Consider the following 22465-nt stretch of genomic DNA (forward strand, 5'->3'; position numbering starts at 1 on the left):
TTCCGCTCCCGCCTGTTCTACCTGCTCGGTTCCCTCCCGGTGCTGGGCGACGCCAACCTGTACCGCGAGCTGGCCGACCTGGCCCGCCGCCACCGGCTCAGCCCCTCCCGCGTGGTCACCCTGTTCGTGTTCCTCAGCCGCGCCCGCCACGAGTCCGCCCAGGTCGCCCGGTTTCTCCGGGAGGCCGGGGCGGGCCCGGACGACGAGGTGGTCTTCTACTCCTACCGCTTCGCCTATCAGCCCTATATGGCTGCTCGACTGCGCCGCCGCTTCCGCCGCACGGCCTCGGTGGCGCGAGCCCACCGCGCGGACCTGTACGAGGAGTACTCCCCCCGCGGCTACCTGCCGCTGCGAGCACAGACGGTGGCCGACCTGGACCGCATCTACCTGGTGGCGGACCACGGACTGCGCTACCTGCTGGACCGGCAGCCGGAGGCGGCGGACAAGGCCGTCGTCGCCCGCCTGGGCACCACCGATCACGGTGTCCCCGCCGCGGTGCCGTCCCGCCGGGAGGGGCTGCGGATCGTATCCTGCTCGACCATCGTCCCCATCAAGCGCCTGGACTTGCTGGTCGAGGCGCTGTCCGGAACCGAACTGCCGGTCCAGTGGGACCACTTCGGCGAGGGGGAACTGCGTGAGCAGCTGCAGACGCAGGCCGACGCCGAGCTGCCCGCCAACGTGAGCCTCACCTGGCGGGGCTTCGTGCGCAACGCCGACCTGGTGGAGGAGTACGTGCACTCCCCCCGCCACCTGCTGGTCAATGTCTCCGCCTCCGAGGGCGTGCCCGTGTCGATCATGGAGGCGCTGTCGGCGGGCATCCCGGTGGTGGCCACGGATGTGGGCGGCACCGGCGAGCTGGTGCGCACCGGCGTCAACGGGGTTCTGTTGCCCGCCGATCCGACGCCGGCGCAAGTGCGGGGCGCCATTGAGCAGATCGCGGGCCTGGATGAGGATGCCTATGCCGACCTGCGCGCCGGCGCCCGGCGCACCTGGGAGGAGCGCTGCGACGCGCACGCCCTGTACACCCGCTTCGCCGCGGAGCTGTCCGGCCTGCTGGAGGGGACAGAGTCCCGCGCCGCCGCGCAGGAGGGACGAGCATGAGCGGACAGGCTCCGGGACAGCAGCCATCGCCCGGCGACGCGGTGAACGCCGAGCCCAACCAACGCCGTCGGGTCGAGCGCGCTGTCTCGCGCCGCCCCGGGCTGGCGCTGGTCGCCACCCTGTGCAACCTGGCGGCGCTCGCCCTGGCTCTGGCCACCCAGGCGTCGCTTCCCTGGGTCCTGATTCTGCTGCTGTGGCTGAACGCGCTGCTGTTCGCCGCCGCCCGCATGGCCGAGCGCACCATCCTGGCGGCCTTCCTGGTGTCCTTCTTCCTGCTGCTGCTGGGGCGCGAAATCACGGTGGACTTCTTCCACTATGAGACCAGCCAGGCGCCGCCGGGGCAGACTGCGCACCTGCAGCTGTGCCTGGCGCTGAGCCTGATCGGCATTCTGGCCGGGGCGCTGGCCGTGACTGCCTGGCGCACAGGGAAGTCGCGCCTGCGGGCGGTGGGCGGCGCTGGTTCCGCCGGCTCCAGCCGCGGGCGCTTCGGCTCCGCTCGCATTGGCGTTCCCGAGGGCGCGACCGTGCTGGCGGACCCGTCGATCGTGCGCTTCCTGTACTGGGCCACGCTCGTCCTGTCGCTGATATCGGTGGCGCTGCGGGCCCGCTACGTGCTGGCCAACGGCTACCTGTCCTATTACACGGACTTCTCCGATCTGGAGGACGCCTCCGGGTCCATGTACGGGCTGCGCCGCATCGAGATCATGCTGCCGCTGGTGCTGACGATCTATCTGGGCCTGTTCCCGCCGCGCCGCCAGGTCACGGCCGCCAGCGTCGGCTGGGCCGTTTACCTGGCACTGAGTCTGCTGACCGGGCAGCGCGGCACCTTCGTGGGCGGCCTGGTCATCATCCTCGCCTACTGGATCGTGCGTGCCCGCCAGGACCCGCCCGGCACCTGGCGCATCGGAAGGACGGGCCGGATCGTCGGCGTCGTCATGGTGCCGCTGGTCGCGATCGCCTTGGCCGCGGTCGAGTCTGCGCGCGGCGTCGGCGCGGTCGCCTCGGACACCGCCGGCCGCAACCCGATCCTGCAGCTGCTGTACGGCCAGGGCGTGAGCTCAACGGTGGTGCGCAACGCCTACACCTACGCCGACTTCATTCCCCAGGACTGGTACACCGGTGAGTTCCTGCACTCCGGGCTGCCCGCCCGGTTGCTCGGCGCCCAGGTCTACCACGGCAACACCGTCGCGCACGCCCTGCACGGCGGTTCCTTCACCCACGCCTTCGCCTACACGCTGCTGGGGCCGCAGTACCTCAGCGGCCGCGGCACGGGATCGTCCTTCATCGCGGAGCTCTTCTACGACTACGGCTACGCCGGCGTACTGGTGGGCGGAGCCGTGTATGGCGCCGTGTGCATCTGGGCCTGCACCCTGGTCAAGGGGCAGCCGCTGCGCAACGGCCTGCGCCTGGTGATCGTGCCGACGCTGCTGTGGGCACCGCGCGGCAGTGCCACCGGCTTCCTGAGCACCTGGCTGACGCCCAGTGTGCTGGTGGCGCTTCTCGGCGTGACCGTGCTGTCCCTGGCCGCCGCCCTGCTGCGCGAAGCCCACACCGGTAATACCCCGAGGTCGGTAGAAGTTACACCCCGAGTTCGGTAGAAGTTACGCACCGAGGTCGGTCGTTGCGGTGGTTGCCAACGTACCCGGGCAGCGTCTTGAACACGTGTTTGGCACCACGAACACGAGTTCTGGAGCTATACATGCGCCCTGCACACGCAAACCGCTGAAACGCGTGTCTTTAAGCCGATCTCGTGTACCTGAGCACCACGGCAGGAGGAGCCGCCCATTGCGGTTGAGAGGAAGGTAGGCTGTGCCGGGTACGCCAAGTTCGAGGTCTGTTAGACAGCTTTAGGTGGTGCAACATGCGACGTCATGGTTGACATCGGCCGTCGACTCCCCGACGCCGCCGCCATTTCAACCGACCTCGGCACGTAACTTCTACCGACCTCAGTGCGTAACTACCACCGACCTCGGCGAGGGGGGACGGGGCGCCGACCGCGGCGCAGGACACCCAAACCCGGCAGCGCGTCGCGGTGCACATAGCCGTACAGGAGCAGTGTGGCGTAGACGGCCAGTAGCCCCAGCGGCGGCCCGCCCGCGGCGACCACTCCCAGGAACACGGCGCACACCAGTAGCTCGGTGAGGGTATCGGCCAGAATCGGCACGCCAATGAGCCGGTTGATCAACACCTCCGAAGCGATCGAGCGCACCGCCGAGACCATCGCAATCAGGAATACGGCTGCAGTCACCGAGCCCCACAGGTAGACGGTCCACCACGTGCCCACCACGGCCAGTCCCAGGCAGGCCAGGTTGATGACCGCCATCAGGCGCTCCCGGCGCATCACCTTCAGGAACACCACCGACAGGCCCCTGCTCTTGGTCTCGTACACGCTCAGGGGGAACAGCAGCGCCAGGAAGAAGATCGCCTGCCCGTAGTTGGGCAGCCACAGGCCCAGCACCCAGGCCAGCGGGAAGTACAGGCCGAGCATGAGCACCAGCGGCGTGACAAACCGCGAGCGCAGGGTGGCATAGGCGTCGGCGTAGTGGGCGCGGTCCAGGTTGCTCAGCTGCGGGTACACGGAGATGGACACCGAGTTGACCAGCACCATGAACATGGTGGTGAACTGGAACGCCAGGGACACCTGGGCGAACATCTCGATGCCCCAGCGGTCCTCCACCGCCCAGCGCACAACGAAGGTGATCAGGGCGGCGGCCAGGTTGGACACCAGCACGAACATGCCCGCCCCGCAGTCGATGAAGAACTCCCGAGCGGCCTGCCAGCTCAAATCGGGGCGAGCAAGGAATACCCCGCGGGCGATGAGCACCGCGATCACCAGGCCCAGGGCCTTGCCCAGCACGTCGAAGACAATAAACACAATCACCGCGCGCACCCCGAACAGCAGGGCCCCGCCGACGCCGACGAAGGTCACCATCCGCTCCACCACCGTGCCCAGGGCGAAGGCGCGTGCCCTTCCGGCGATCTGCAGCACCACGGTGACCAGGGTGCGCGGCACGTAGAACAGGGCGCCCAGCCCGGCCAGCACCAGGATCAGGCCCCGCTGCTGCGGTGGCGCAGCCGCCCACACCCACGCCACCAGGCCGATGCAGGCCAGCAGGTCGAGGGCGAACAGGCGGATCAGGCCGGCGGACAGGCGTGGCCCGGGCATGTCCGCCCAGCGGCGGCCGCCCAGGCGCAGGTAGACGCCATCGGTGTAGCCGAAGGTCACATACCCGAAGTACATGACGTACAGCTGGTACAGCTGCCACAGACCGTAGTCGGCCACGGAGATGATGCGCGGCAGCACCAGTGTGAGCAGGGCCGCCGAAGCCATGTACAGGACGTTGCCGACCAGGACCCAGGGCAGGCCCCGGGTCAGGCTGCGGCTCGAGGGGGATGCGGTGGACACAGGGATTCTCCTCACATGTCATCGCTGCAGGGCGCAGACGGGTTCAGGGCACAGGCCTGTGATGACCTGCCAATGCTGACCCGCGCACACCGTGTCCGTCAAACGATTGGTATTTGACCAGAATCGCGTTTGCGCCTTAAATGTAATCGTCCCTCGTTCCGCTTCCCTGACGTTGCGCCGGTGCCGAAACCACTTTTCTGAGCGCGTTCGACGTTGCCGTGGTCGCGAGGGTGCCGCCCTGATCCCTGGGTCGGTCTCCAGCCGAGAGGTACGTGACCATTCATGCGACCAAGCACTTCCGCCCCTGATCGACAAACACTGCTCCTGCCCGTACTAGACACCCTGTTCTGGCTGCTCGCCGCGTTCGTGCCCTGCCGGCTGCACGGGGACGCCTTCGCCTCCCCCGCCGCCCTAAGCGTGCTGGCCTGCGCCGCCGTCGCCGCAGTCGTCAGCCTGTGCCTGGGCTACTTGTGGCTGCTGACTTACCGCCGACGTTACCCAGCCGGTTCCTTCGACGAGGTCACCGCCGTCGTCACCCAGTTCGGCGTATCCGCCCTGGTCATGTTCGGGGTGGCGGCAATCTGGGGGCTGATCACCGACACGCCTCTGCGTGCGCTCACCCTCGCCGCCGTCTTCGCACTGGCGCTCCTGGCCGCGCTCACGGCCCGCTTCGCGGCACGGCTGGTAAACACCTACCGGACCTCCCAGTACTACCAGCGCGTCGCCCGCGGCCAGGACCGCATCGTCGTGGTCGGCGCCGGTCGGGTGGGCCAGCAGATCATCCACCTGACCAAGTTCGACGCCGCCTCCCCCTTCACCCCGGTCGGCCTGGTCGACGACGACCCCGCCAAACGCAACCTGCGGATCCTGGGCGTGCCCGTGCGCGGCGGCGTAGACGATCTGATCGACGTTTGCGCCGAGCTGTCCGCCTCCACGGTGGTGATCGCCGTCGCCGATTTCCCCGCCGACCGGCTCAAGACGGTGACCACGAGCTGCGCCGAGCACGGCATTCGAGTGATGACGATCGTGCCGGTACGCCAGCTGGCCCACCGCGCCCTGCAGATCTCCGACATCCGTGAGATCGACCTGGCCGAGGTGCTCGGCCGCCGCGAGATTCACACCGATGTCTCCCAGATCGCCGGCTACCTCTCCGGCCGCACCGTGCTGGTCACCGGAGCCGGCGGCTCGATCGGCTCCGAGCTCGCCCGGCAGATCCACCGTTTCGGCCCCAAGGAGCTGGTGCTGCTGGACCGGGACGAGTCCGCCCTGCACGCCGTGCAGCTGGACATCTACGGCAAGGGCCTGCTGGACACCCGCGACATGGTGCTGTGCGACATCCGCGACCGGGCGGCCCTGGAGGCGGTCTTCGCCGAGCACCGCCCGCAGGTGGTCTTCCACGCGGCGGCGCTCAAGCACCTGCCGATGCTGGAGATGTACCCGGAGGAGGGTTGGAAGACCAATGCGTTGGGATCGCGCAACGTGATCGAGCTGGCCCGACGCTACGACGTGCAGACGCTGGTCAACATCTCCACCGACAAGGCGGCCGATCCCACCTCCGTGCTGGGCCGCACCAAGCTGGCCGCCGAGCGCATGACGACGGCGACCGCCCTGGACTGCGGTCGGCGCTTCGTCTCGGTGCGCTTCGGGAACGTGCTGGGCTCGCGCGGCTCCATGCTTTGGACCTTCAAGCGGCAGATCGAGGAGGGCGGACCGGTCACGGTCACTCACCCGGACGTGGAGCGCTTCTTCATGACCATCCCCGAGGCCTGCCAACTGGTGCTCCAGGCCGGTTCCTTCGGCCGCCCCGGCGACACCATGGTGCTGGACATGGGCGAGCCGGTGAAGATCGTCGACGTCGCCCGCCGGCTGATCGCCCAGTCCGGCAAGGACATCCCGATTGAGTACACCGGGCTGCGCCCCGGCGAGAAGCTGTCGGAGGACCTGGTCGCGCACTCCGAGCACGGTGAGCGCCCGTTCCACCCGCTGGTGAGTCACGTGCGCGTACAGCCGCAGCCGACGCCGCAGGTGGAGGAGCTGCACGCCTGGGCGGTGGGTGAGGACCCGCTGGCGGGGGCCGACAGCGCCCCGGCCGACGCCGCCGCCCCTGCCGGCCCGGCCCCCGGAGTCGCCGCCGGCTCCACCACCGATCCCACCGACACCGCCCTACCGGTTCCTGACTCCGCGGAGGCCCTGCGATGATTCCCTTCTCCCCGCCTACTTTGACCGAGAACGACATCGACGCGGTGGTGGAGGTGCTGCGCTCGGGCTGGATCACCTCCGGGCCCGTCGGCCGCCGCTTCGAGGAGCAGCTGGCCCAGTGGGCCGGCACCTCCGGCGCGGTCGCGCTCAGCTCCGCCACCGCCGCCCTGGAATTGGCGCTGCGCGCCGCGGGCGCCGGCCCGGGCGACGAGGTGGTCGTGCCCGCATACACCTACACGGCGTCGGCCTCCGTGATCGACCACGTCGGCGCCCGGATCGTCATGGTCGACTCCGAGCCCGGCTCCCCCTTCCCCAGCGTGGAACGCATCGCCGCCGCGGTCACCGACCGCACGCGCGCGGTGATCACCGTCGACCTGGCCGGCATCCCCTTCGACTCGCGCCCCCTGGCCACGCTCCTGGCCGGGCGGGGCCGGATCGATGCCGGACTGGGGGCCGCCCTGGGACGACCGGTCATCATCTCCGACTCGGCGCACTCGCTGGGCGCCTCGCTGGAGGGGACGCCCGCCGGCTCCCTCGCGGACCTGACCGCCTTCTCCTTCCACGCCGTCAAGAACCTCACGACGGCGGAGGGCGGGGCCCTGACCTGGCGCGCCGACCTGCCCACCGACCGCGAGGAGCTGGCCCGCTGGGTGCGCACCTACTCGCTGCACGGGCAGACCAAGGACGCCCTGGCCAAGTCCCGCGGCGCCTCCTGGGAGTACGACGTGATCGCCCCCGCCTACAAGTGCAACCTGCCGGACACGCTGGCCGCACTGGGACTGTCCCAGCTGGGACGCTATGAGCATACCCTGCGGCGGCGCCGCGAGCTCCTGGCCCGCTACGCGCAGGGCCTGGCCGACACCGGCGTGCAACTGCTGGAGCACGGCGGCGACGGCGTGGTCTCCTCCGGCCACTTGGCGATCGCCACGCTGCCGGTGCCCGGGGTCACCGAACGCAACCAGGTCATCCAGGAGCTGTACACGGCGGGCGTGTCGGCGAACGTGCACTACAAGCCGCTGCCCCTGCTGACCGCCTACCGCGATCTCGGCTTCGACGTCGCCGACTTCCCGCACGCCTACGCCTTCTACACCCGGGAACTGACCCTGCCGCTGCACCTCGCACTCAGCGACGCGGATGTGGATCGGGTGTGCGCGGCGCTGGCCGACTCGCTACGGCACATCTCTCACAACTCCGCGGGCAGCACTGCCTCCGCTGCCTGACACCCGCCCGACCTACCGGCCCAAAACGGGAAGGATTTGAAAACAATGCAGGAACTTATGACGCTCGTGCGCCGTGGCCTGGTCTGGATCATCGTCCTGGGCATCGTCGGCGGCGGGGCCGGGGCCGCGGTCGCCGCGACCACCGACCCCACCTACACCGCCGGCTCGATGGCGTACGTACAGGTGGAGGTGGACCCGGAGGAGGGGATGACCGGCTACTCCTACGCCGCCACCGTCGCCGACTCCGCCACCGACGGCTTCCTGCCGGTGATCACCTCCCCGGCGGTGGCCCAGGAGGTGATCGACGAGCTGGGCCTGAGCCAGTCCCCGACCGAGGTGGCCTCCTGGGTCTCCGCGACGCGGGTAACCGACTCCCCCGCCATTGAAATTCAGGTGTCGGCGCCCTCCCGCGAGGACGCGATCGCGGTTGCGGACGCCGTCGTCGCCCACGCCTCCGACGACCTGGGGGCGTTGGCCGGTGACGACTACCCGGTCAGCCTCGCCCTGCTGAGCTCGGCGCAGGTCGGCGCGGTCACGCAGACGCCCTCACTGCTGCGTTACGCGGCCGTCGGCGTGGTCGTCGGCGTTATCGCCGGGTTGATCGTGGCCTTCGTCCTCGCCACTCGTCCCGCTCCTCGCCGAAATCGGGCGGAATAGCCGGCGCGACCGCTCCACGCCACCCGCGGCGGCCGATTCCGTCGCCTCAGCCGAGGCGCCCCGCTCGGCCAGCGGCAGCCACGCCGCGGCCAGCGCGGCCTCATCCGGGGAGTTCAGCACCACTACCTGCGCCGACGACGCCGGCAACGGGCCGGCCGGTGTTCGGCCACGCCCCGTCACGTACACGACGACCTGCTCGGCCGCAGCCGCCACGGCGTCAAGCCGCGCCAGCAGGACCGCCGGGTCGTGGGCGTCGTCGACGAGCAGCACCGTATCGGCCCAGCGGTGGCCCGCCTCCGCTTGCGGCGTGCCCGGCCGCGGCATGCGCATGCGCACGTCAACGCCCACGCGGCGCAGCAGCGCCGCCGCCTCCAGCACGGTGGTGCGCACGCTCGCAGCGGCGGCCTCGCCGCCCGGCCACAGCACATTGAAAGTAGCGCTCACCCCGGCCCGGGAACTGCCCGCCTGCTCCATATCCATCCGTTCTTGCTGCCCACCCACCTGGTTCCGGCCTCTCAGTCGAAGGCTCGCATGCGCCTTGTAATCCGGAGGCACATCCTGCCATTGCCTGGGCCCCTAACCGCCCGGGGGCGGCCGCCGTCGCCCACCTGAGCCGCGGTTGCGTCCGGCTCGCAATGGAACGCCGGGCCGGTTGCCCACCTCACATGGCCTGCGCGGGTGCTGGCGCAGGCGGGCCCGCCCGGCCGTGACAGAATCGGGCACATGTCTGAGTCAGCCGCCGAATCCGCTGCGCCCACGCCCGCCGCCCCGGCCGGGGACCGCTTCCTGCCCTCCGAGCTCCACTCCCCCAACGTGCCCGAAAGGGTCAACGCCGATGGGCTGGAGGAGACCTGGAAGGAGCGCTGGGAGCAGGACGGCATCTACGCCTTCGATCGCAGCGCGCAGCGCCATGAGGTCTTCTCCATCGACACTCCCCCGCCCACCGTCTCCGGATCCCTGCACGTGGGGCACGTGTTCTCCTACACCCACACCGACACGCTGGCCCGCTTCCAGCGCATGCGCGGCAAGGCCGTCTTCTACCCCATGGGCTGGGACGACAACGGCCTGCCCACCGAGCGGCGCGTGCAGAACTACTTCGGGGTGCGCTGCGACCCCTCCCTGCCCTACGACCCCGACTTCGTCCCCCCGCACACCGGCGGCGAGGGCAAGTCCATCAAGGCCCGCGACCAGGTGCCGATCTCGCGGCGCAACTTCGTGGAACTGTGCGAGCGCCTGACCGCCCTGGACGAGGCGCAGTTCGAGGCCCTGTGGCGTCACCTGGGGCTGAGCGTGGACTGGAAGCAGAACTACCAGACCATTGGGAAGCGCGCCCGCAAGGTCGCACAGACCGCCTTCCTGCGCAACCTGGCCCGCGGCGAGGCCTACCAGGCGCAGGCGCCGGGCCTGTGGGACGTCACCTTCGGCACCGCCGTCGCCCAGGCGGAGATCGAGTCGCGCGAATACCCGGGCTTCTACCACCGTCTGGCCTTCCACGTCGTCGACCCCCAGGCCGCGGCCACCGCCGCCGCGGCCGGCGCCCCCATCGAGACCGGCCCGAACGGCACCGCCGACGTGTGCATCGAGACCACCCGGCCGGAGCTGCTGGCCGCCTGCGTGGCCCTGGTCGCCCACCCCGACGACGAGCGCTACCAGCCGCTGTTCGGCACCACCGTGGCCTCCCCCGTATTCGGGGTGGAGGTTCCCGTGCTGCCGCACCCCGAGGCGGAGATGGACAAGGGCGCCGGCATCGCCATGTGCTGTACCTTCGGCGACACCACCGACATCGACTGGTGGCGGGACCTGAACCTGCCGCTGCGGGCCATCCTGCGCAAGGACGGACGCATCGAGACCGAGACCCCGGACTGGATCACCACCGACGCCGGCCGCAAGGCCTACGCGGACATGGCGGGCAAGACCACCTACTCGGCCCGCCAGGTGATGGTGGAGGCGCTGACCGCCTCCGGTGAGATGCGTGGCGAGCCCACCAAGACGGTGCGCCAGACCAACTTCTTCGAGAAGGGCGACAAGCCACTGGAGATCGTCACCTCCCGCCAGTGGTACATCCGCAACGGCGGCAAGGCGTGGACCAACCCCGCCTCCGGGAAGAACCTGGCCGACGAGCTGCTTGAGCGCGGGAAGGAACTGAACTTCTACCCCGACTTCATGCGGGTGCGTTACGAGAACTGGGTGGGGGGCCTCAACAACGACTGGCTGATCTCCCGTCAGCGCTTCTTCGGCGTGCCCTTCCCGCTGTGGTACCGGGTGCGCGAGGACGGCGAGGTCGACTACGACGCCGTCATCACCCCCGAGGAGTCCGCCCTGCCGGTGGACCCCTCCAGTGACGTGCCCGCCGGCTACACCGAGGACCAGCGCGGCAAGCCCGGCGGATTCGTCGGCGAGCTGGACATCATGGACACCTGGGCCACCTCCTCCCTGTCCCCGCAGCTGGCCTCCGGCTGGCTCACCGACGAGGACCTGTTCGATCGCGTCTACCCCATGGACCTGCGCCCGCAGGGGCAGGACATCATCCGCACCTGGCTGTTCACCTCCGTGGTGCGCGCGAACCTGGAGTTCGGCGCCCTGCCGTGGGCGAACGCGGGGCTGTCGGGCTGGATCCTGGACTCCGACCACAAGAAGATGTCCAAGTCCAAGGGCAATGTGGTCACCCCCATGGGACTGCTGGAGCAGTACGGCTCCGACGCCGTGCGCTACTGGGCGGCCTCCGCCCGGCTGGGCCTGGACGCCGCCTTCGAGGAGACGCAGATCAAGATCGGCCGCCGCCTGGCCATCAAGCTGCTCAACGCCTCCAAGTTCGCCCTGTCCATGGGCATCCCGTGGGACGCCGACGCGGCCACCAAGGCGGCCGCCCCCGCCCCGAGCCTGAACGCGGCCGAGGTGACCGAGCCCATCGACCGGGCGCTGCTGGCGGCGCTGGCCGATGTGGTCGACACGGCCACCACCGCCTTCGAGGGCTTCGAGCACTCCCGCGCTCTGGAGGCCACCGAGTCGCTGTTCTGGACCTTCTGCGACGACTACATCGAGCTGGTCAAGGACCGTGCCAACGACGCGGGCGGCTCCCACGACCCGGCCGCGGTACGCAGCGCCCGCACCACCCTGGCCCTCGCCGTGGACACCTTCGTGCGCCTGTTCGCCCCATTCCTGCCCTTCGCGACCGAGGAGGTGTGGAGCTGGTACCGCACCGGCTCCGTGCACCGGACCAACTGGCCCGTCGCCGCACCGCTGCGCGAGGCGGCCGGCGACGCCGACGCCGAGTTGGTCGCCCACGCCGGTGCCGCCCTGGCGGCCCTGCGCAAGGTGAAGTCGGAGGCCAAGACCAGCCAGAAGACGCCGATTCTGGCGGTGACCCTGGCCGTGGCCGCGCCGGCGACCCCCGCCGTCGAGACAGTGCGCGCGGACCTGGTGGAGGCCGCCAAGGTCACCGGGGAGCTCACGCTGGCCCCTGCCGCCGCCGACGCCGCCGCGCCGGTACAGGTGGTCGCGGTCGAGCTCGGGGAGCCCCCGGCCAAGCCGGCCAAGCGCCGCTGACCCGAGCGCCGTCGGGCCCGGAGTCGCCCGGGTCCGACGGCGCACTCGTGCCTGGAGCGGGACGACTCGAATGCGCGCAGCCGGCCCCCGCCGGCGGTATGGTGAGTAATCCATAACCGAAGCCGTGAGCGCGCGTGCCCCATCCCGTGTCGTTGTGCCGCCCCGGCTCGAGGAAGAAGAAACCATGACCTCCACCCCCGTGGAACCCGCCTCCCAAGCAGATGGGGCCAGCTCCGCCAATCCCGCCCCGACCGGTGGTCGGCCCGGGCACGCCCTCGAGTGGCAGGCGCCCACGCTCATCCGCATCGACGAGCACACCACCATCCCCTCCATGCTTCAAGACCGCGTGCGCCGCTCCGCCGCCCGCCCGCTGATCGCACGCAAGCAGGAGATCGGCGAGACCTGGCGCAACATGACCGCCCAGGAGTTCTACGACGACGTGCTCTCGGTTGCCGCGGGCCTGATCGGTATGGGACTCGAGCCCGGCGACCGGGTCGCCATCATGTCCCGCACCCGGTACGAGTGGACGCTGCTGGACTTCGCCTGCTGGACGGCGGCGCTCGTGCCCGTCCCCATCTACGAGACCAGTTCCGCCGAGCAGATCGCCTACGTGCTGGCCGACGCCGACGCCCGCCTGGTGATCGCCGAGACCATCACCACCGCGGAGCTGGTGCGGGCGGCCGCGGCCTCGCTGAACCAGGACGGCCTGGAGGTCCTGTCCCTGGACACCGGCGCCCTGCACACCATCACCGAGGCCGGCCGGGACGTGTCCCGCGAGCAGGTGCGCACGCGCACCGACTCCCTGACCACCGAGTCCATCGCCACCATCGTGTACACCTCCGGGACCACCGGCTCGCCCAAGGGCACGGTCCTGTCACACGGCAATTTCACCAACCTGTGCTCCAACGCGCACCTGTGGATGCCGGAGATCGGCATGGGGCGGGGTTCGCGGCTGTTGTTGTTCCTGCCGCTGGCACACGTGTTCGCCCGCTTCCTGGAGGTCTTCCAGATCTCCGGCGAGGGGGTCATGGGACACGCGCCCGACACCAATAACCTGCTGTCGGACCTGGCCTCATTCCGCCCCTCCTACCTGCTGGTGGTCCCCCGGGTGCTGGAGAAGATCTACAACTCCGCCGACGCGCAGGCGGGAGGCGGCGGCGCCCGACGGATCTTCCGCTGGGCCGCGAAGGTCGCGGTCGAGTACTCCCGGGCGCAGGACACCCCGGCCGGGCCGTCCCGTGCCCTGCGCGCCCAGCGCGCCGCGGCCGACCGGCTGGTCTACCAGCGCATCCGCACCCTGGTGGGTGGCAACGCCGACTGGATCATCTCCGGTGGCGCTCCCCTGTCCACCCGCCTGGCCCACTTCTACCGGGGCCTGGGCATCCCGGTGCTGGAGGGCTACGGGCTGACCGAGACGGTCGGCCCGATCGCCGTGAACACGCCGCGGCTGTCCAAGATCGGCACCGTCGGCCCGCCGCTGCCGCCCATGGCGGTGCGCATCTCGTCCGAGGGCGAGATTCTGCTCAAGGGCCCGTCCGTGTTCCAGGGCTACCACCACGACCCGGAGGCCACCGCCGCCGCATTCACCGACGATGGCTGGTTCCGCACCGGCGACCTGGGCTCACTGGACCGGGACGGCTACGTGACCATCACCGGGCGCGCCAAGGACGTCATCGTCACCGCCGGCGGTAAGAACGTCTCTCCGGCGGCGCTGGAGGACTCCCTGCGCGGCCACCCGCTGATCAGCCAGGTGGTGGTGGTCGGCGAGCAGCGGCCGTTCGTGGCCGCCCTGATCACACTGGACGCCGAGATGCTGCCGACCTGGCTGCGCACGCACGATCTGGAGCCCATGACCGTGGCCGAGGCCGCCGTCCACCCGCAGGTGCTGGCGGCGCTGAACCGGGCCGTGGACCGCGCCAACAAGCACGTCTCCCGGGCCGAGTCGATCCGCAAGATCCGGGTGCTCACGGACGACTTCACCGAGGCCAACGGCCTACTCACCCCATCGCTGAAGGTACGCCGCAGTGCGGCCCTGAAGCACTTCGCCGCCGACATCGACGCCATCTACGGCGGGCCGGCGGGCGTGCAGTCCTGACGGGCACCGATCCGCGCGCCCGGCGGGGTGCCGGTCACGCCGGCCCCCGTCGCACCGCGGCCGACTCGCCCCTTCTCCCATCCATCACCTGGAGGTTTTCTCCAATTCCGGCAGCTGGTTTCGTCGCTCCAATCCGCGCACAACCGGCGCTCGACCTGAAAGAATGTTGCAGTGGCCCCACAATCCTCCGCACCCATGTCCACCGGCGTCCCCTCCGAGGCGGGCAGCCCCACCGCCGTCGACGGCGTCGCCGTCAGCCCGCTGATCAAGGAGCCGGAGTCGGATTGGACAGTCCCGTGGCTGCTGGCCGACCGCATCGCCCGCACACCCAACGCCACCCTGATCGAGCGCAAGACGCAGCTGGGCAACTCGTGGGTAAAGGTGACCGCCCGCACCTTCGGTGAGGACGTCGCCCGGGTCGCCTCCGGGCTGATCGGAATGGGCCTGGAGCCCGGAGCCTCGGTGGGCATCATGGCGCACACCTCTTACGAGTGGACGCTGCTGGACATGGCGATCGCCCGGGCCGGCCTGGTGTCGGTGCCCATCTATGAGACGGACTCCGCCGAGCAGGTGGAGTGGATTCTGGCCGACGCCGACGTTCGGCTGGTGGTGACCGAAAGCGCCGTCCTGGCGGAGCTGGTGCGGGGGGCCGCGGCCGCATACGCGTCCGCCCAGCCCGACGCGGCGGTGAAGGTGCTGTCCCTGGACCATGACGCCATCTCCACCATCGTCGAGGCCGGTCGGGGCGTGCTCCGCGAGGAGCTGGAGTCCCGTTCGGCCGCGCTGACCTGCGATGACGTCTACTCGATCATCTACACCTCCGGTACCACCGGGCGCCCCAAGGGCGTGGAGATCACCCACCGACAGGCCGCCGGCCTGGGCTGGAACGGGGTGCGCTGGATCCCGGAGCTGCTCAACTCCCCCGACACGCGCCTGCTCCTGTTCCTGCCCCTGGCCCACGCCTACGCACGCTTCCTGCAGCTGCTGGCCATCGCCGGCAACGGCGTGCTCGGCCACACCCCCGACGTCAAGACTCTGCTGCCCGACCTGCAGGGCTTCGCCCCCTCCTACGTACTGGCGGTACCGCGGGTAATGGAGAAGATCTACAACGCCGCCGATGCCAAGGCCGGCTCCGGCGTCAAGCTGCGGACCTTCCGCTGGGCGGCCAAGGTGGCAATCGCCTACTCCCGCGCCCTGGACACCCCCGAGGGGCCCTCCCGGCAGCTGCGGGCCGCGCACGCCCTGGCCGACCAGCTGGTATACCGCACCATCCGTGCCCTCCTGGGACCCAACGCCCGCTACGCCATCTCCGGCGGCGGGCCGCTGGGCGAACGGCTGGGGCACTTCTACCGGGGTATCGGCCTGGTCATCCTGGAGGGCTACGGCCTGACCGAGACGATTGGCCCCACCGCCGTCAACCTGGACATCCGCAACAAGATCGGCACCGTCGGCCCACCCGTGTGCGGCAACCGGGTGCGAGTCGGCGCCGACGGCGAGCTCGAGGTCACCGGCCTGGGTGTCTTCTCCCGCTACCACAACAACCCCGAGGCGACCGCCGAGGCCTTCACCGACGACGGCTGGTTCCGCACCGGCGACATCGGCTCCGTGGACGCCGACGGCTGGGTACGCATCACCGGCCGCAAGAAGGAGCTCATCGTCACCGCCGGTGGCAAGAACGTGGCCCCCAACATTCTGGAGGACCGACTGCGCGGCCACCCGTTGGTCAGCCAGGTCCTGGTGATTGGCGACGGCGAGCCCTTCATCTCCGCCCTGGTCACCCTGGACAAGGAGATGCTGCCGCAGTGGCTGGCCAACCACAACCTGCCGGAGATGGACGTGACTACCGCCTCCACCCACCCGCAGGTGCTGGCCGCCCTGGACCGGGCAGTGGCACGCACCAACCGGGCGGTGTCCCGCGCCGAGTCGATTCGCACCTACCGGGTGCTCACCTCCGACTTCACCGAGGCCAACGGGCTGCTGACCCCCTCATTGAAGGTCAAGCGCTCCCTGGTGATGGAGACCTACGCTGACACAATCGCCGACATCTACTCCACCACCAAGAAGGGGCCGCAGGAGTGAGCCAGGAAACCAACTCCGCCGAGGCGGGCGCGCCCACCGCCTCCCCGCGTGAGCACTCGACACCGCTGCTGGTGCCGCTGCACGCCGCCATGACGGCGCCGTGGGCGCTGGCCGAGCGGGTGCGCACCAACCCCACCGGCGCGCTGATCGCCCGCAAGTCCTCCGTGGGCGGGCGCTGGCGCGACATGTCCGCGCAGGCCTTCCGCGACCAGGTGCGGGAGGTGGCCTCCGGACTGATCGCCCTCGGCCTGGAGGCCGGCGACGCGCTCGGCATCATGGCGCACACCTGCTACGAGTGGACGCTGCTGGACTTCGCCGCCTGGGAGGCCGGCCTCGTCGTCGTCCCCATCTATGAGACCTCCTCCGCCGAGCAGACCCGCTGGATCCTCACCGACGCCGCCGTACGGCTGGTGGTCGTCGAGGACCAGCCCATGGAGACCATGCTGACGGCGCTGGCCGACCAAGACCCGGCGTTGGCCGGCCTGCGCGTGCTGAGCCTGGCTCGGGAGGCCATCACCGAGCTCATCACCGCCGGCAAGGACGTGCGCGCCGCCGAGCTGGACGCCCGCGCCGCCCAGCTGACCAGCACCGACCTGGCCACCATCGTCTACACCTCCGGCACCACCGGCCGCCCCAAGGGCGCCGAGCTCACCCACGACAACCTGGTCCACCTGTGCGTCAACGCCTGTGCGCACGTGCCCGAGGTGCTGGAGGCGCCCGAGACGCGCACGCTGCTGTTCCTACCCCTGGCGCACGTACTGGGCCGGTTCGTGGAGATGGCGATCGTGTGCTCCTCGGCCGGCGTGCTGGGGCACGCCCCCAATGTGAAGAACCTGGTCACCGACCTGGCCTCCTTCCGACCGACCTTCGTGCCCGCGGTGCCGCGCGTCTTCGAGAAGATCTACAACGCGGCCGACGCCCGCGCCACCGGCGCCAAGCAGAAGGTGTTCCGCCTGGCCGCCAAGACGGCGATCGCCTACTCCCGCGCCCTGGACACGCCCGCCGGACCGAGCCGCGGCCTGCGTGCCCAGCGCGCCGCCTTCGACCGACTGGTGTTCTCCACGCTGCGCAACCTGCTCGGCGGACGCGTCACGCATGTGATCTCCGGCGGCGGCCCGCTGGGTGAGCGGCTGGGCCACTTCTACCGTGGCGCCGGGGTGACGGTGTTGGAGGGATACGGGCTCACGGAGACCTCGGCCCCCTGCACGGTGAACCTGCCGGCCGCCACCCGCATCGGCTCGGTCGGCCTGCCGCTGCCGGGCACCGCCGTCCGCCTGGACGCCGACGGCGAGGTGCTGATCAGCGGCATCGGCGTCTTCCGCGGTTACCACAACAACCCCGAGGCGAGCGCCGAGGCGTTCGTGACACTGCCCGATGCCGCGCCCGCGCAGACCGCCGGCACGGACCCGGCGTCGGCGAAGGCAGCGGGTGCGAGCGGCACCCGGTGGCTGCGCAGCGGGGACATCGGCACCCTGGACGCCGACGGCTTCCTGCACATCACCGGCCGCAAGAAGGAACTCATCGTCACCGCCGGCGGTAAGAACGTCGCGCCCGCCGTGCTCGAGGACCGGCTGCGCGGCCACCCGCTGGTCAGCCAGGTGCTGGTGGTCGGGGAGAATCGGCCCTGTATCGGGGCCCTGGTGACCCTGGACGCGGAGATGCTGCCGCTGTGGCTGTCCAGTCACGGCCTGCCGGACATGGACCCGATCGACGCCGCCCAGGACCCGCGCGTGCGTGCGGCCCTGGAGCGGGCCGTGGCCCGTGCCAACGAGGCGGTCTCCCGGGCGGAGTCCATCCGCACCTTCACGGTGCTGCCGGGAGACTTCACCGAGGCCAACGGGCTGCTCACCCCGTCGCTGAAGGTGCGGCGGGACGAGGCCACCAAGCGCTTCGCCAAGGAGATCGACGAGCTCTACACCCGGGTGTGAGCCCATCGGCGTACCGCGGGTGGGGTGACGACTGTCCGAATACCCCGAAACGCCGCCGGGCCGCGCTCGCCCGCCGCTTTGCTTTCCGCCGCCCGCCTTCGCACAATGGATGGTGCGAAGGAGCGCGACATGAGCACAGGTGTTGAGGAACCGTTCGCGGAGTCCCGGGAGCAGGGTCGATTCACCCCGGGGACGGAGTTCACGGTGGCGGCTCCACACTCCGGTCCAGCGACGGTTTTCCGCGCACTGCCGGATGGGCGTCCGGAGACGCGCAGCCCGGTGCAGGTTCCCCTGGAGTCCTGCATGACCACCCCCTGGGCGCTCGCCCGCCGGGCGCGCGCCACCCCCGACCTGCCGCTGGTCGCCTACCACGCGGAGGGGAGCGCCGACTGGCGGGAGCAGGACGCAGCCGCCTTCCGCGCACGGGTGCGACAAGTCGCGGCCGGCTACATCGCGCAGGGTCTGCAGGCCGGGGACCGGATCGCCATCATGTCCCACACCCGCTATGAGTGGATGCTGCTGGACTTCGCCGCCTGGGAGGCCGGCCTCGTCTCCGTGCCGATCTACGAGACCTCCTCCCCGGCGCAGGCCCACTGGATCCTCACCGACGCCGGCGTGCGGCTGGTCGTGGCCGAGACGGCACCGATGACCGACATGTTGTGCTCCCTGGCCCGCGACGCCCCGGAGTTGAGCGGCCTGACGGTGCTGAGTCTTCAACAGGACGCCATTGGGAGGCTGATCGCCGCCGGGGCACAGCTCCCGGCGTCCGCCGTCGATGCACGCGCCGACGCCCTGACCGCGGACGACCTCGCCACGATCGTGTACACCTCAGGTACCACCGGTTCCCCCAAGGGCACCGAGCTGACCCACGGCAACCTCGTTCACTTGAGTCTGAACTCCATCGAGTTCCTGCCGCAGATCATCCGCGACGGCGCGGTGCGCAATTTCCTGTTCCTGCCCATGGCGCACGTGTTGGGCCGCTACATCATGGTCGCCATCGTGTGCTCGCCCCACGGGGTGATCGGCCTGTCCCCGGACACCCGCCACCTCCTGGAGGACTTCGCCGCCTTCAAACCGACCTTCTTCCTGGCCGTGCCACGCGTGTTCGAGAAGATCTTCAATGCCGCCGACACCCGCGCCACCGGCGCGAGGCACCTGGTCTTCCGCCGCGCCGTGCGCGCCGCCGTCGCCTACTCGCGCGCCCTGGACGCACCCGGCGGGCCCTCCGCCGCCCTGCGGGCCCGCCGGGCCCTGTACACGCCCCTCGTCTACAACCGGCTGCGGCGCCTGTTCGGCGGAGCCATCGAGTACGTGATCTGCGGCGGCGGGCCCCTGGGCGAGGAACTCGGCCACTTCTTCCGCGGCGCCGGCGTCACCATCCTCGAGGGTTACGGGCTGACGGAGACCGCGGCCCCCTGCACGCTGAACCCTCCGGACGGTCAGCACATCGGCACGGTTGGGGTGCCGTTGACGGGCAGTGCCGTCCGCATCGCCGCCGACGGCGAGATCCTCATCTCCGGGGTGGGCCTGTTCCGCGCCTACCACAACAACCCGGAGGCGACGGCCGCCGCCTTCGCCGACGACGAGCCCGCCTGGCCCGGCCTGCCGCCCGAGCATTGGTTCCGCTCCGGGGACCTGGGGACGATCGACGCCGAGGGACTGCTGCACATCACCGGCCGCAAGAAGGAACTCATCGTCACCGCCGGTGGGAAGAATGTCTCGCCCGCCGTCCTGGAGGACCGGCTCGGCCGGCACCCGCTCATAGACCAGGTACTGGTGGTGGGCGACGGGCGTCCCTGCATCGGCGCCCTGATCACCCTGGACGCCGAAATGCTGCCGCTGTGGCTGCACCACCAGGGGCTGGCGGAGATGACGCCGGCCCAAGCCGCACAGGATCCGCACGTGCACCAGGTGATCGCGGATGCCGTTGCCGACGCCAACCGGGCGGTGTCCCGCGCCGAGTCGATCCGCACCTTCACGGTGCTGCCGGGAGACTTCACGGTGGCCAACGGGCTGCTCACGCCGTCGCTCAAGATCCGCCGGGAGGTGGCGCTCAAGCGCTTCGCACCCGAGATCGACGCCCTCTACGCCCGGCCCTGACGCGGACATACACCGTACTCGGGCAGGACACACAGGCCACGGGGATCACCCCGGCCGCTCACAAATCGAGACGATCATTCCCGTTTATTTCACCCCGATACAATTTGCGCATGAGTACCCCCATACCCTCACAGCCCTATGGCGATCCCGCCGCCGCAGCGCAGCCCACTCCCCAAGGGCCGCCCCCGGCCGGGTACGGCTTCTATCCCGCGGCGCCCGCGCCCGCAGGGCCGTCGGCCAAGAAGAACCGCAAGCCGCTGATCATCGGGGCGGTCTTGGGCGTCGTCCTCCTGGTGGCCGCCGGAGTCGGCGTCAGCGCGCTCCTGCGTTCCCGCGGCGCGGCCGGCAACGGCACTGCCGCCGCGGGCGTCTCCGCCGACTGGGCGGAAGGCTCACACCAGAGCTGGTCCCTGGAACTGGAGCCTGACTCCTACATTCGCGGCAACGGCAGTCAGCTCGTCGTCGCCTCCCCCACCGACTCCCTGGGCGTCTGGACCGTCACCGCCTACGACACCGCCGCCGGAACCCCGCAGCAGCAGTGGAGCACACGGGTGGATACCGACGCCGATAACTACCGTTTCGAGTACTGGGGCGACTACCTCGTCGTCGGCACCACCCTGCTGAACCCGTCCGACGGCGGCGCCTACACCGCAGCGTGGGACTCCACCGATCTCCTGCACTTCCTAGACGACTACGCCTTCCTATGTGATTACGACGGCTCCTGCACCGGCTGGTCTGCCGACAACCCGAACGCCTCCCTGTGGGAGACGAGCATCGCCGAATCCGATGAGATCTTCACCGATCTGTCCAGCGCGTATCCGAACCCGGCGACCGTCTACCAGGACGACCAGGTCACCTACGTACGCGTCTCCACCAACCACGCGCTCAACCTCGCCACCGGTGACACGATCGACTTCGAACTCAACGACCACCAGGACATCACTGCTCTGTCCGACGGCTGGGGGAAGATCGACTACGACACGGGGCGGTTCACGGTGCTGTCGCCCACCGGTGCGGAGACAAGCAGCTTTGACGGCGGAGACAACGAGGAAGCACTGGGGGCGGCGTACCTGTTCGAAGCCCCGCACATTACAGCTGCACAGTTTCGGAAGATGGCCACCGACGGCGACGTCAGCTGGGCCCGCGCCCAGGTCAGGACGGACTACGACTACGCCACGTGCACGACCGCCTTTCTGGTGGACGGCAAGGAACTCGCCACCACGCAGGAGGACTGGCAGTGCAGCTTCGACGACTACACGCCGTATCTGCTCATCTCCGATGACGACTCACTGGTCATGCTGACCGATTCCTCCCCTATGCAGAAGGCTTCGACTATCTCACTGCGCGGCTTGTGGACCACCGCGGACGGGAAGCTGATCAGCCTGGGGGAAAACGAGTTCGGCGCGGACCAGTTCTACCTGCTTAGTTCCAAGCTGATCGTCGGCTACGACCCGAGCAGCGGGGAGGCGACGGGCTACGCGCCCGGCGCCGAGTAGGACCCCGCCGGGCCGGACGCGCGCCGATGAGCGGCTGCGCATCCGGCCCGGTTTGGACCGCCATTCTCTGTTTGGACCGCCGTAGGGGGCTTGCCCCTGGTATGAGGCGAGGTGGCAGCGAAACGTCCTGCCTCTGCCGCCGGCCTGGTCGGCCTGGGAGTGGCTGCCGGTCTCCCAGTCGATGAGCTCGCCCAGCACCGCCTGCTCGGCCCCACCCGGCGCGACTGGGTGCGGCGCGGTGGCGGTCGGGCTGCGCCCGGTGCACGTTCAACGCTGTGATCCGGACGCCGTGCGTCCGAATCTCTTCATCGGGGTCTGCCAGATCGGGCAGAGTCTTGCCCGCAGGGGCCGTGTTCCCACCAGTCCGCACGCTTACCCGTATACCCGCGAGTGTCGAGCACTGCCCCGGAATCACCCGCCAGACCATGTTCGCCCGGATTCTCCCGCACCACACCAACCAGAATCTGATCGTCGACACCACGCCCACGCCCAGAGCTCGTGCTTTGGACCGGCGGCCCGCGGGGCGGTGTCTTTGCACGACCCTGGGCGACACTGCACGACCCTGGTGCGCATTCCACGACCCCGGGGTGGTCGTGCAACACACACCAAGGTCGTGGAACGCGGCCCCGGGTCGTGCA

Annotated in this window: 13 protein-coding genes; 11 read left to right on the forward strand and 2 right to left on the reverse strand. The window is 70.1% G+C overall.

Annotated elements, in window-relative coordinates; translation table 11 throughout:
- Both BN1056_RS08240 and BN1056_RS08245 read left to right on the forward strand, forming a co-directional pair.
- A partial coding sequence (locus BN1056_RS08240) for a glycosyltransferase (protein ID WP_210580314.1) occupies positions 1 to 1101 on the forward strand: 1101 nt, incomplete at its 5' end.
- Positions 1098 to 2699, forward strand: a complete 1602-nt coding sequence (locus tag BN1056_RS08245; RefSeq protein WP_210580316.1) for an O-antigen polysaccharide polymerase Wzy family protein — start codon at positions 1098 to 1100, stop codon at positions 2697 to 2699. The genes BN1056_RS08240 and BN1056_RS08245, both read left to right, overlap by 4 nt.
- A 359-nt stretch (positions 2700 to 3058) precedes the next feature.
- Here the strand turns inward: BN1056_RS08245 and BN1056_RS08250 are convergent, their stop codons facing one another.
- The gene (locus tag BN1056_RS08250) at positions 3059 to 4507 is read right to left on the reverse strand and encodes a lipopolysaccharide biosynthesis protein (protein WP_210580317.1); all 1449 of its coding nucleotides are present in this window, start codon (positions 4505 to 4507) and stop codon (positions 3059 to 3061) included.
- Between the two features lie 282 nt (positions 4508 to 4789).
- Here BN1056_RS08250 and BN1056_RS08255 point away from each other — a divergent pair, with 282 nt between their 5' ends.
- The 3 genes from BN1056_RS08255 to BN1056_RS08265 are packed head-to-tail and all read left to right on the forward strand — an operon-like array spanning position 4790 to position 8583.
- Entirely contained in the window at positions 4790 to 6706 is a 1917-nt protein-coding gene (locus BN1056_RS08255) for a polysaccharide biosynthesis protein (protein ID WP_210580318.1), read from the forward strand.
- Positions 6703 to 7926, forward strand: a complete 1224-nt coding sequence (locus BN1056_RS08260) for a DegT/DnrJ/EryC1/StrS family aminotransferase (protein ID WP_210580319.1) — start codon at positions 6703 to 6705, stop codon at positions 7924 to 7926. The genes BN1056_RS08255 and BN1056_RS08260 overlap by 4 nt, the downstream gene beginning before the upstream one ends.
- A 45-nt stretch (positions 7927 to 7971) precedes the next feature.
- Positions 7972 to 8583 carry a Wzz/FepE/Etk N-terminal domain-containing protein gene (locus BN1056_RS08265; protein ID WP_210580320.1) on the forward strand — a complete coding sequence of 204 codons (612 nt, stop codon included), beginning with the start codon at positions 7972 to 7974 and terminating at the stop codon, positions 8581 to 8583.
- On the opposite strand, the gene BN1056_RS08270 is transcribed toward BN1056_RS08265, so the two are convergent.
- Entirely contained in the window at positions 8473 to 9063 is a 591-nt protein-coding gene (locus BN1056_RS08270; protein WP_210580321.1) for a hypothetical protein, read from the reverse strand. The genes BN1056_RS08265 and BN1056_RS08270 overlap by 111 nt on opposite strands.
- A 243-nt stretch (positions 9064 to 9306) precedes the next feature.
- On the opposite strand from BN1056_RS08270, the gene valS reads away from it, so the two are divergent.
- The 6 genes from valS (at position 9307) to BN1056_RS08300 (ending at position 21827) form a co-directional block, all read left to right on the forward strand.
- Entirely contained in the window at positions 9307 to 12129 is a 2823-nt protein-coding gene (gene valS / locus BN1056_RS08275; RefSeq protein WP_210580322.1) for a valine--tRNA ligase, read from the forward strand.
- A gap of 184 nt (positions 12130 to 12313) precedes the next feature.
- Positions 12314 to 14224: an AMP-dependent synthetase/ligase gene (locus BN1056_RS08280; RefSeq protein ID WP_210580323.1), complete on the forward strand. Its 1911-nt coding sequence runs from the start codon at positions 12314 to 12316 to the stop codon at positions 14222 to 14224.
- A gap of 195 nt (positions 14225 to 14419) precedes the next feature.
- Positions 14420 to 16303: an AMP-dependent synthetase/ligase gene (locus BN1056_RS08285; RefSeq protein WP_210580399.1), complete on the forward strand. Its 1884-nt coding sequence runs from the start codon at positions 14420 to 14422 to the stop codon at positions 16301 to 16303.
- Positions 16304 to 16392: 89 nt separating this feature from the next.
- Positions 16393 to 18231 carry an AMP-dependent synthetase/ligase gene (locus BN1056_RS08290; RefSeq protein WP_210580401.1) on the forward strand — a complete coding sequence of 613 codons (1839 nt, stop codon included), beginning with the start codon at positions 16393 to 16395 and terminating at the stop codon, positions 18229 to 18231.
- A 129-nt stretch (positions 18232 to 18360) separates the two neighbouring features.
- Positions 18361 to 20331, forward strand: a complete 1971-nt coding sequence (locus BN1056_RS08295; protein WP_210580325.1) for an AMP-dependent synthetase/ligase — start codon at positions 18361 to 18363, stop codon at positions 20329 to 20331.
- A 110-nt stretch (positions 20332 to 20441) separates the two neighbouring features.
- On the forward strand, positions 20442 to 21827 hold the full coding sequence (locus tag BN1056_RS08300; RefSeq protein WP_210580326.1) for a hypothetical protein: 1386 nt from the start codon (positions 20442 to 20444) through the stop codon (positions 21825 to 21827).
- Positions 21828 to 22465 lie beyond the last annotated feature (638 nt).

Origin of the sequence: Actinomyces succiniciruminis (assembly GCF_900002405.1) — a bacterium.
Classification (GTDB): Bacteria; Actinomycetota; Actinomycetes; order Actinomycetales; family Actinomycetaceae; genus Actinomyces; species Actinomyces succiniciruminis.

What these genes read in the sequence shown, in the direction of transcription:
- BN1056_RS08245 (WP_210580316.1), top strand. Translation starts at nt 1,098, where the DNA reads ATGAGCGGACAGGCTCCGGGACAGCAGCCATCGCCCGGCGACGCGGTG.
- BN1056_RS08255 (WP_210580318.1), top strand. Translation starts at nt 4,790, where the DNA reads ATGCGACCAAGCACTTCCGCCCCTGATCGACAAACACTGCTCCTGCCC.
- BN1056_RS08260 (WP_210580319.1), top strand. Translation starts at nt 6,703, where the DNA reads ATGATTCCCTTCTCCCCGCCTACTTTGACCGAGAACGACATCGACGCG.
- BN1056_RS08265 (WP_210580320.1), top strand. Translation starts at nt 7,972, where the DNA reads ATGCAGGAACTTATGACGCTCGTGCGCCGTGGCCTGGTCTGGATCATC.
- BN1056_RS08270 (WP_210580321.1), bottom strand. Translation starts at nt 9,063, where the DNA reads ATGGATATGGAGCAGGCGGGCAGTTCCCGGGCCGGGGTGAGCGCTACT.
- valS (WP_210580322.1), top strand. Translation starts at nt 9,307, where the DNA reads ATGTCTGAGTCAGCCGCCGAATCCGCTGCGCCCACGCCCGCCGCCCCG.
- BN1056_RS08280 (WP_210580323.1), top strand. Translation starts at nt 12,314, where the DNA reads ATGACCTCCACCCCCGTGGAACCCGCCTCCCAAGCAGATGGGGCCAGC.
- BN1056_RS08285 (WP_210580399.1), top strand. Translation starts at nt 14,420, where the DNA reads ATGTCCACCGGCGTCCCCTCCGAGGCGGGCAGCCCCACCGCCGTCGAC.
- BN1056_RS08290 (WP_210580401.1), top strand. Translation starts at nt 16,393, where the DNA reads ATGACGGCGCCGTGGGCGCTGGCCGAGCGGGTGCGCACCAACCCCACC.
- BN1056_RS08295 (WP_210580325.1), top strand. Translation starts at nt 18,361, where the DNA reads ATGAGCACAGGTGTTGAGGAACCGTTCGCGGAGTCCCGGGAGCAGGGT.
- BN1056_RS08300 (WP_210580326.1), top strand. Translation starts at nt 20,442, where the DNA reads ATGAGTACCCCCATACCCTCACAGCCCTATGGCGATCCCGCCGCCGCA.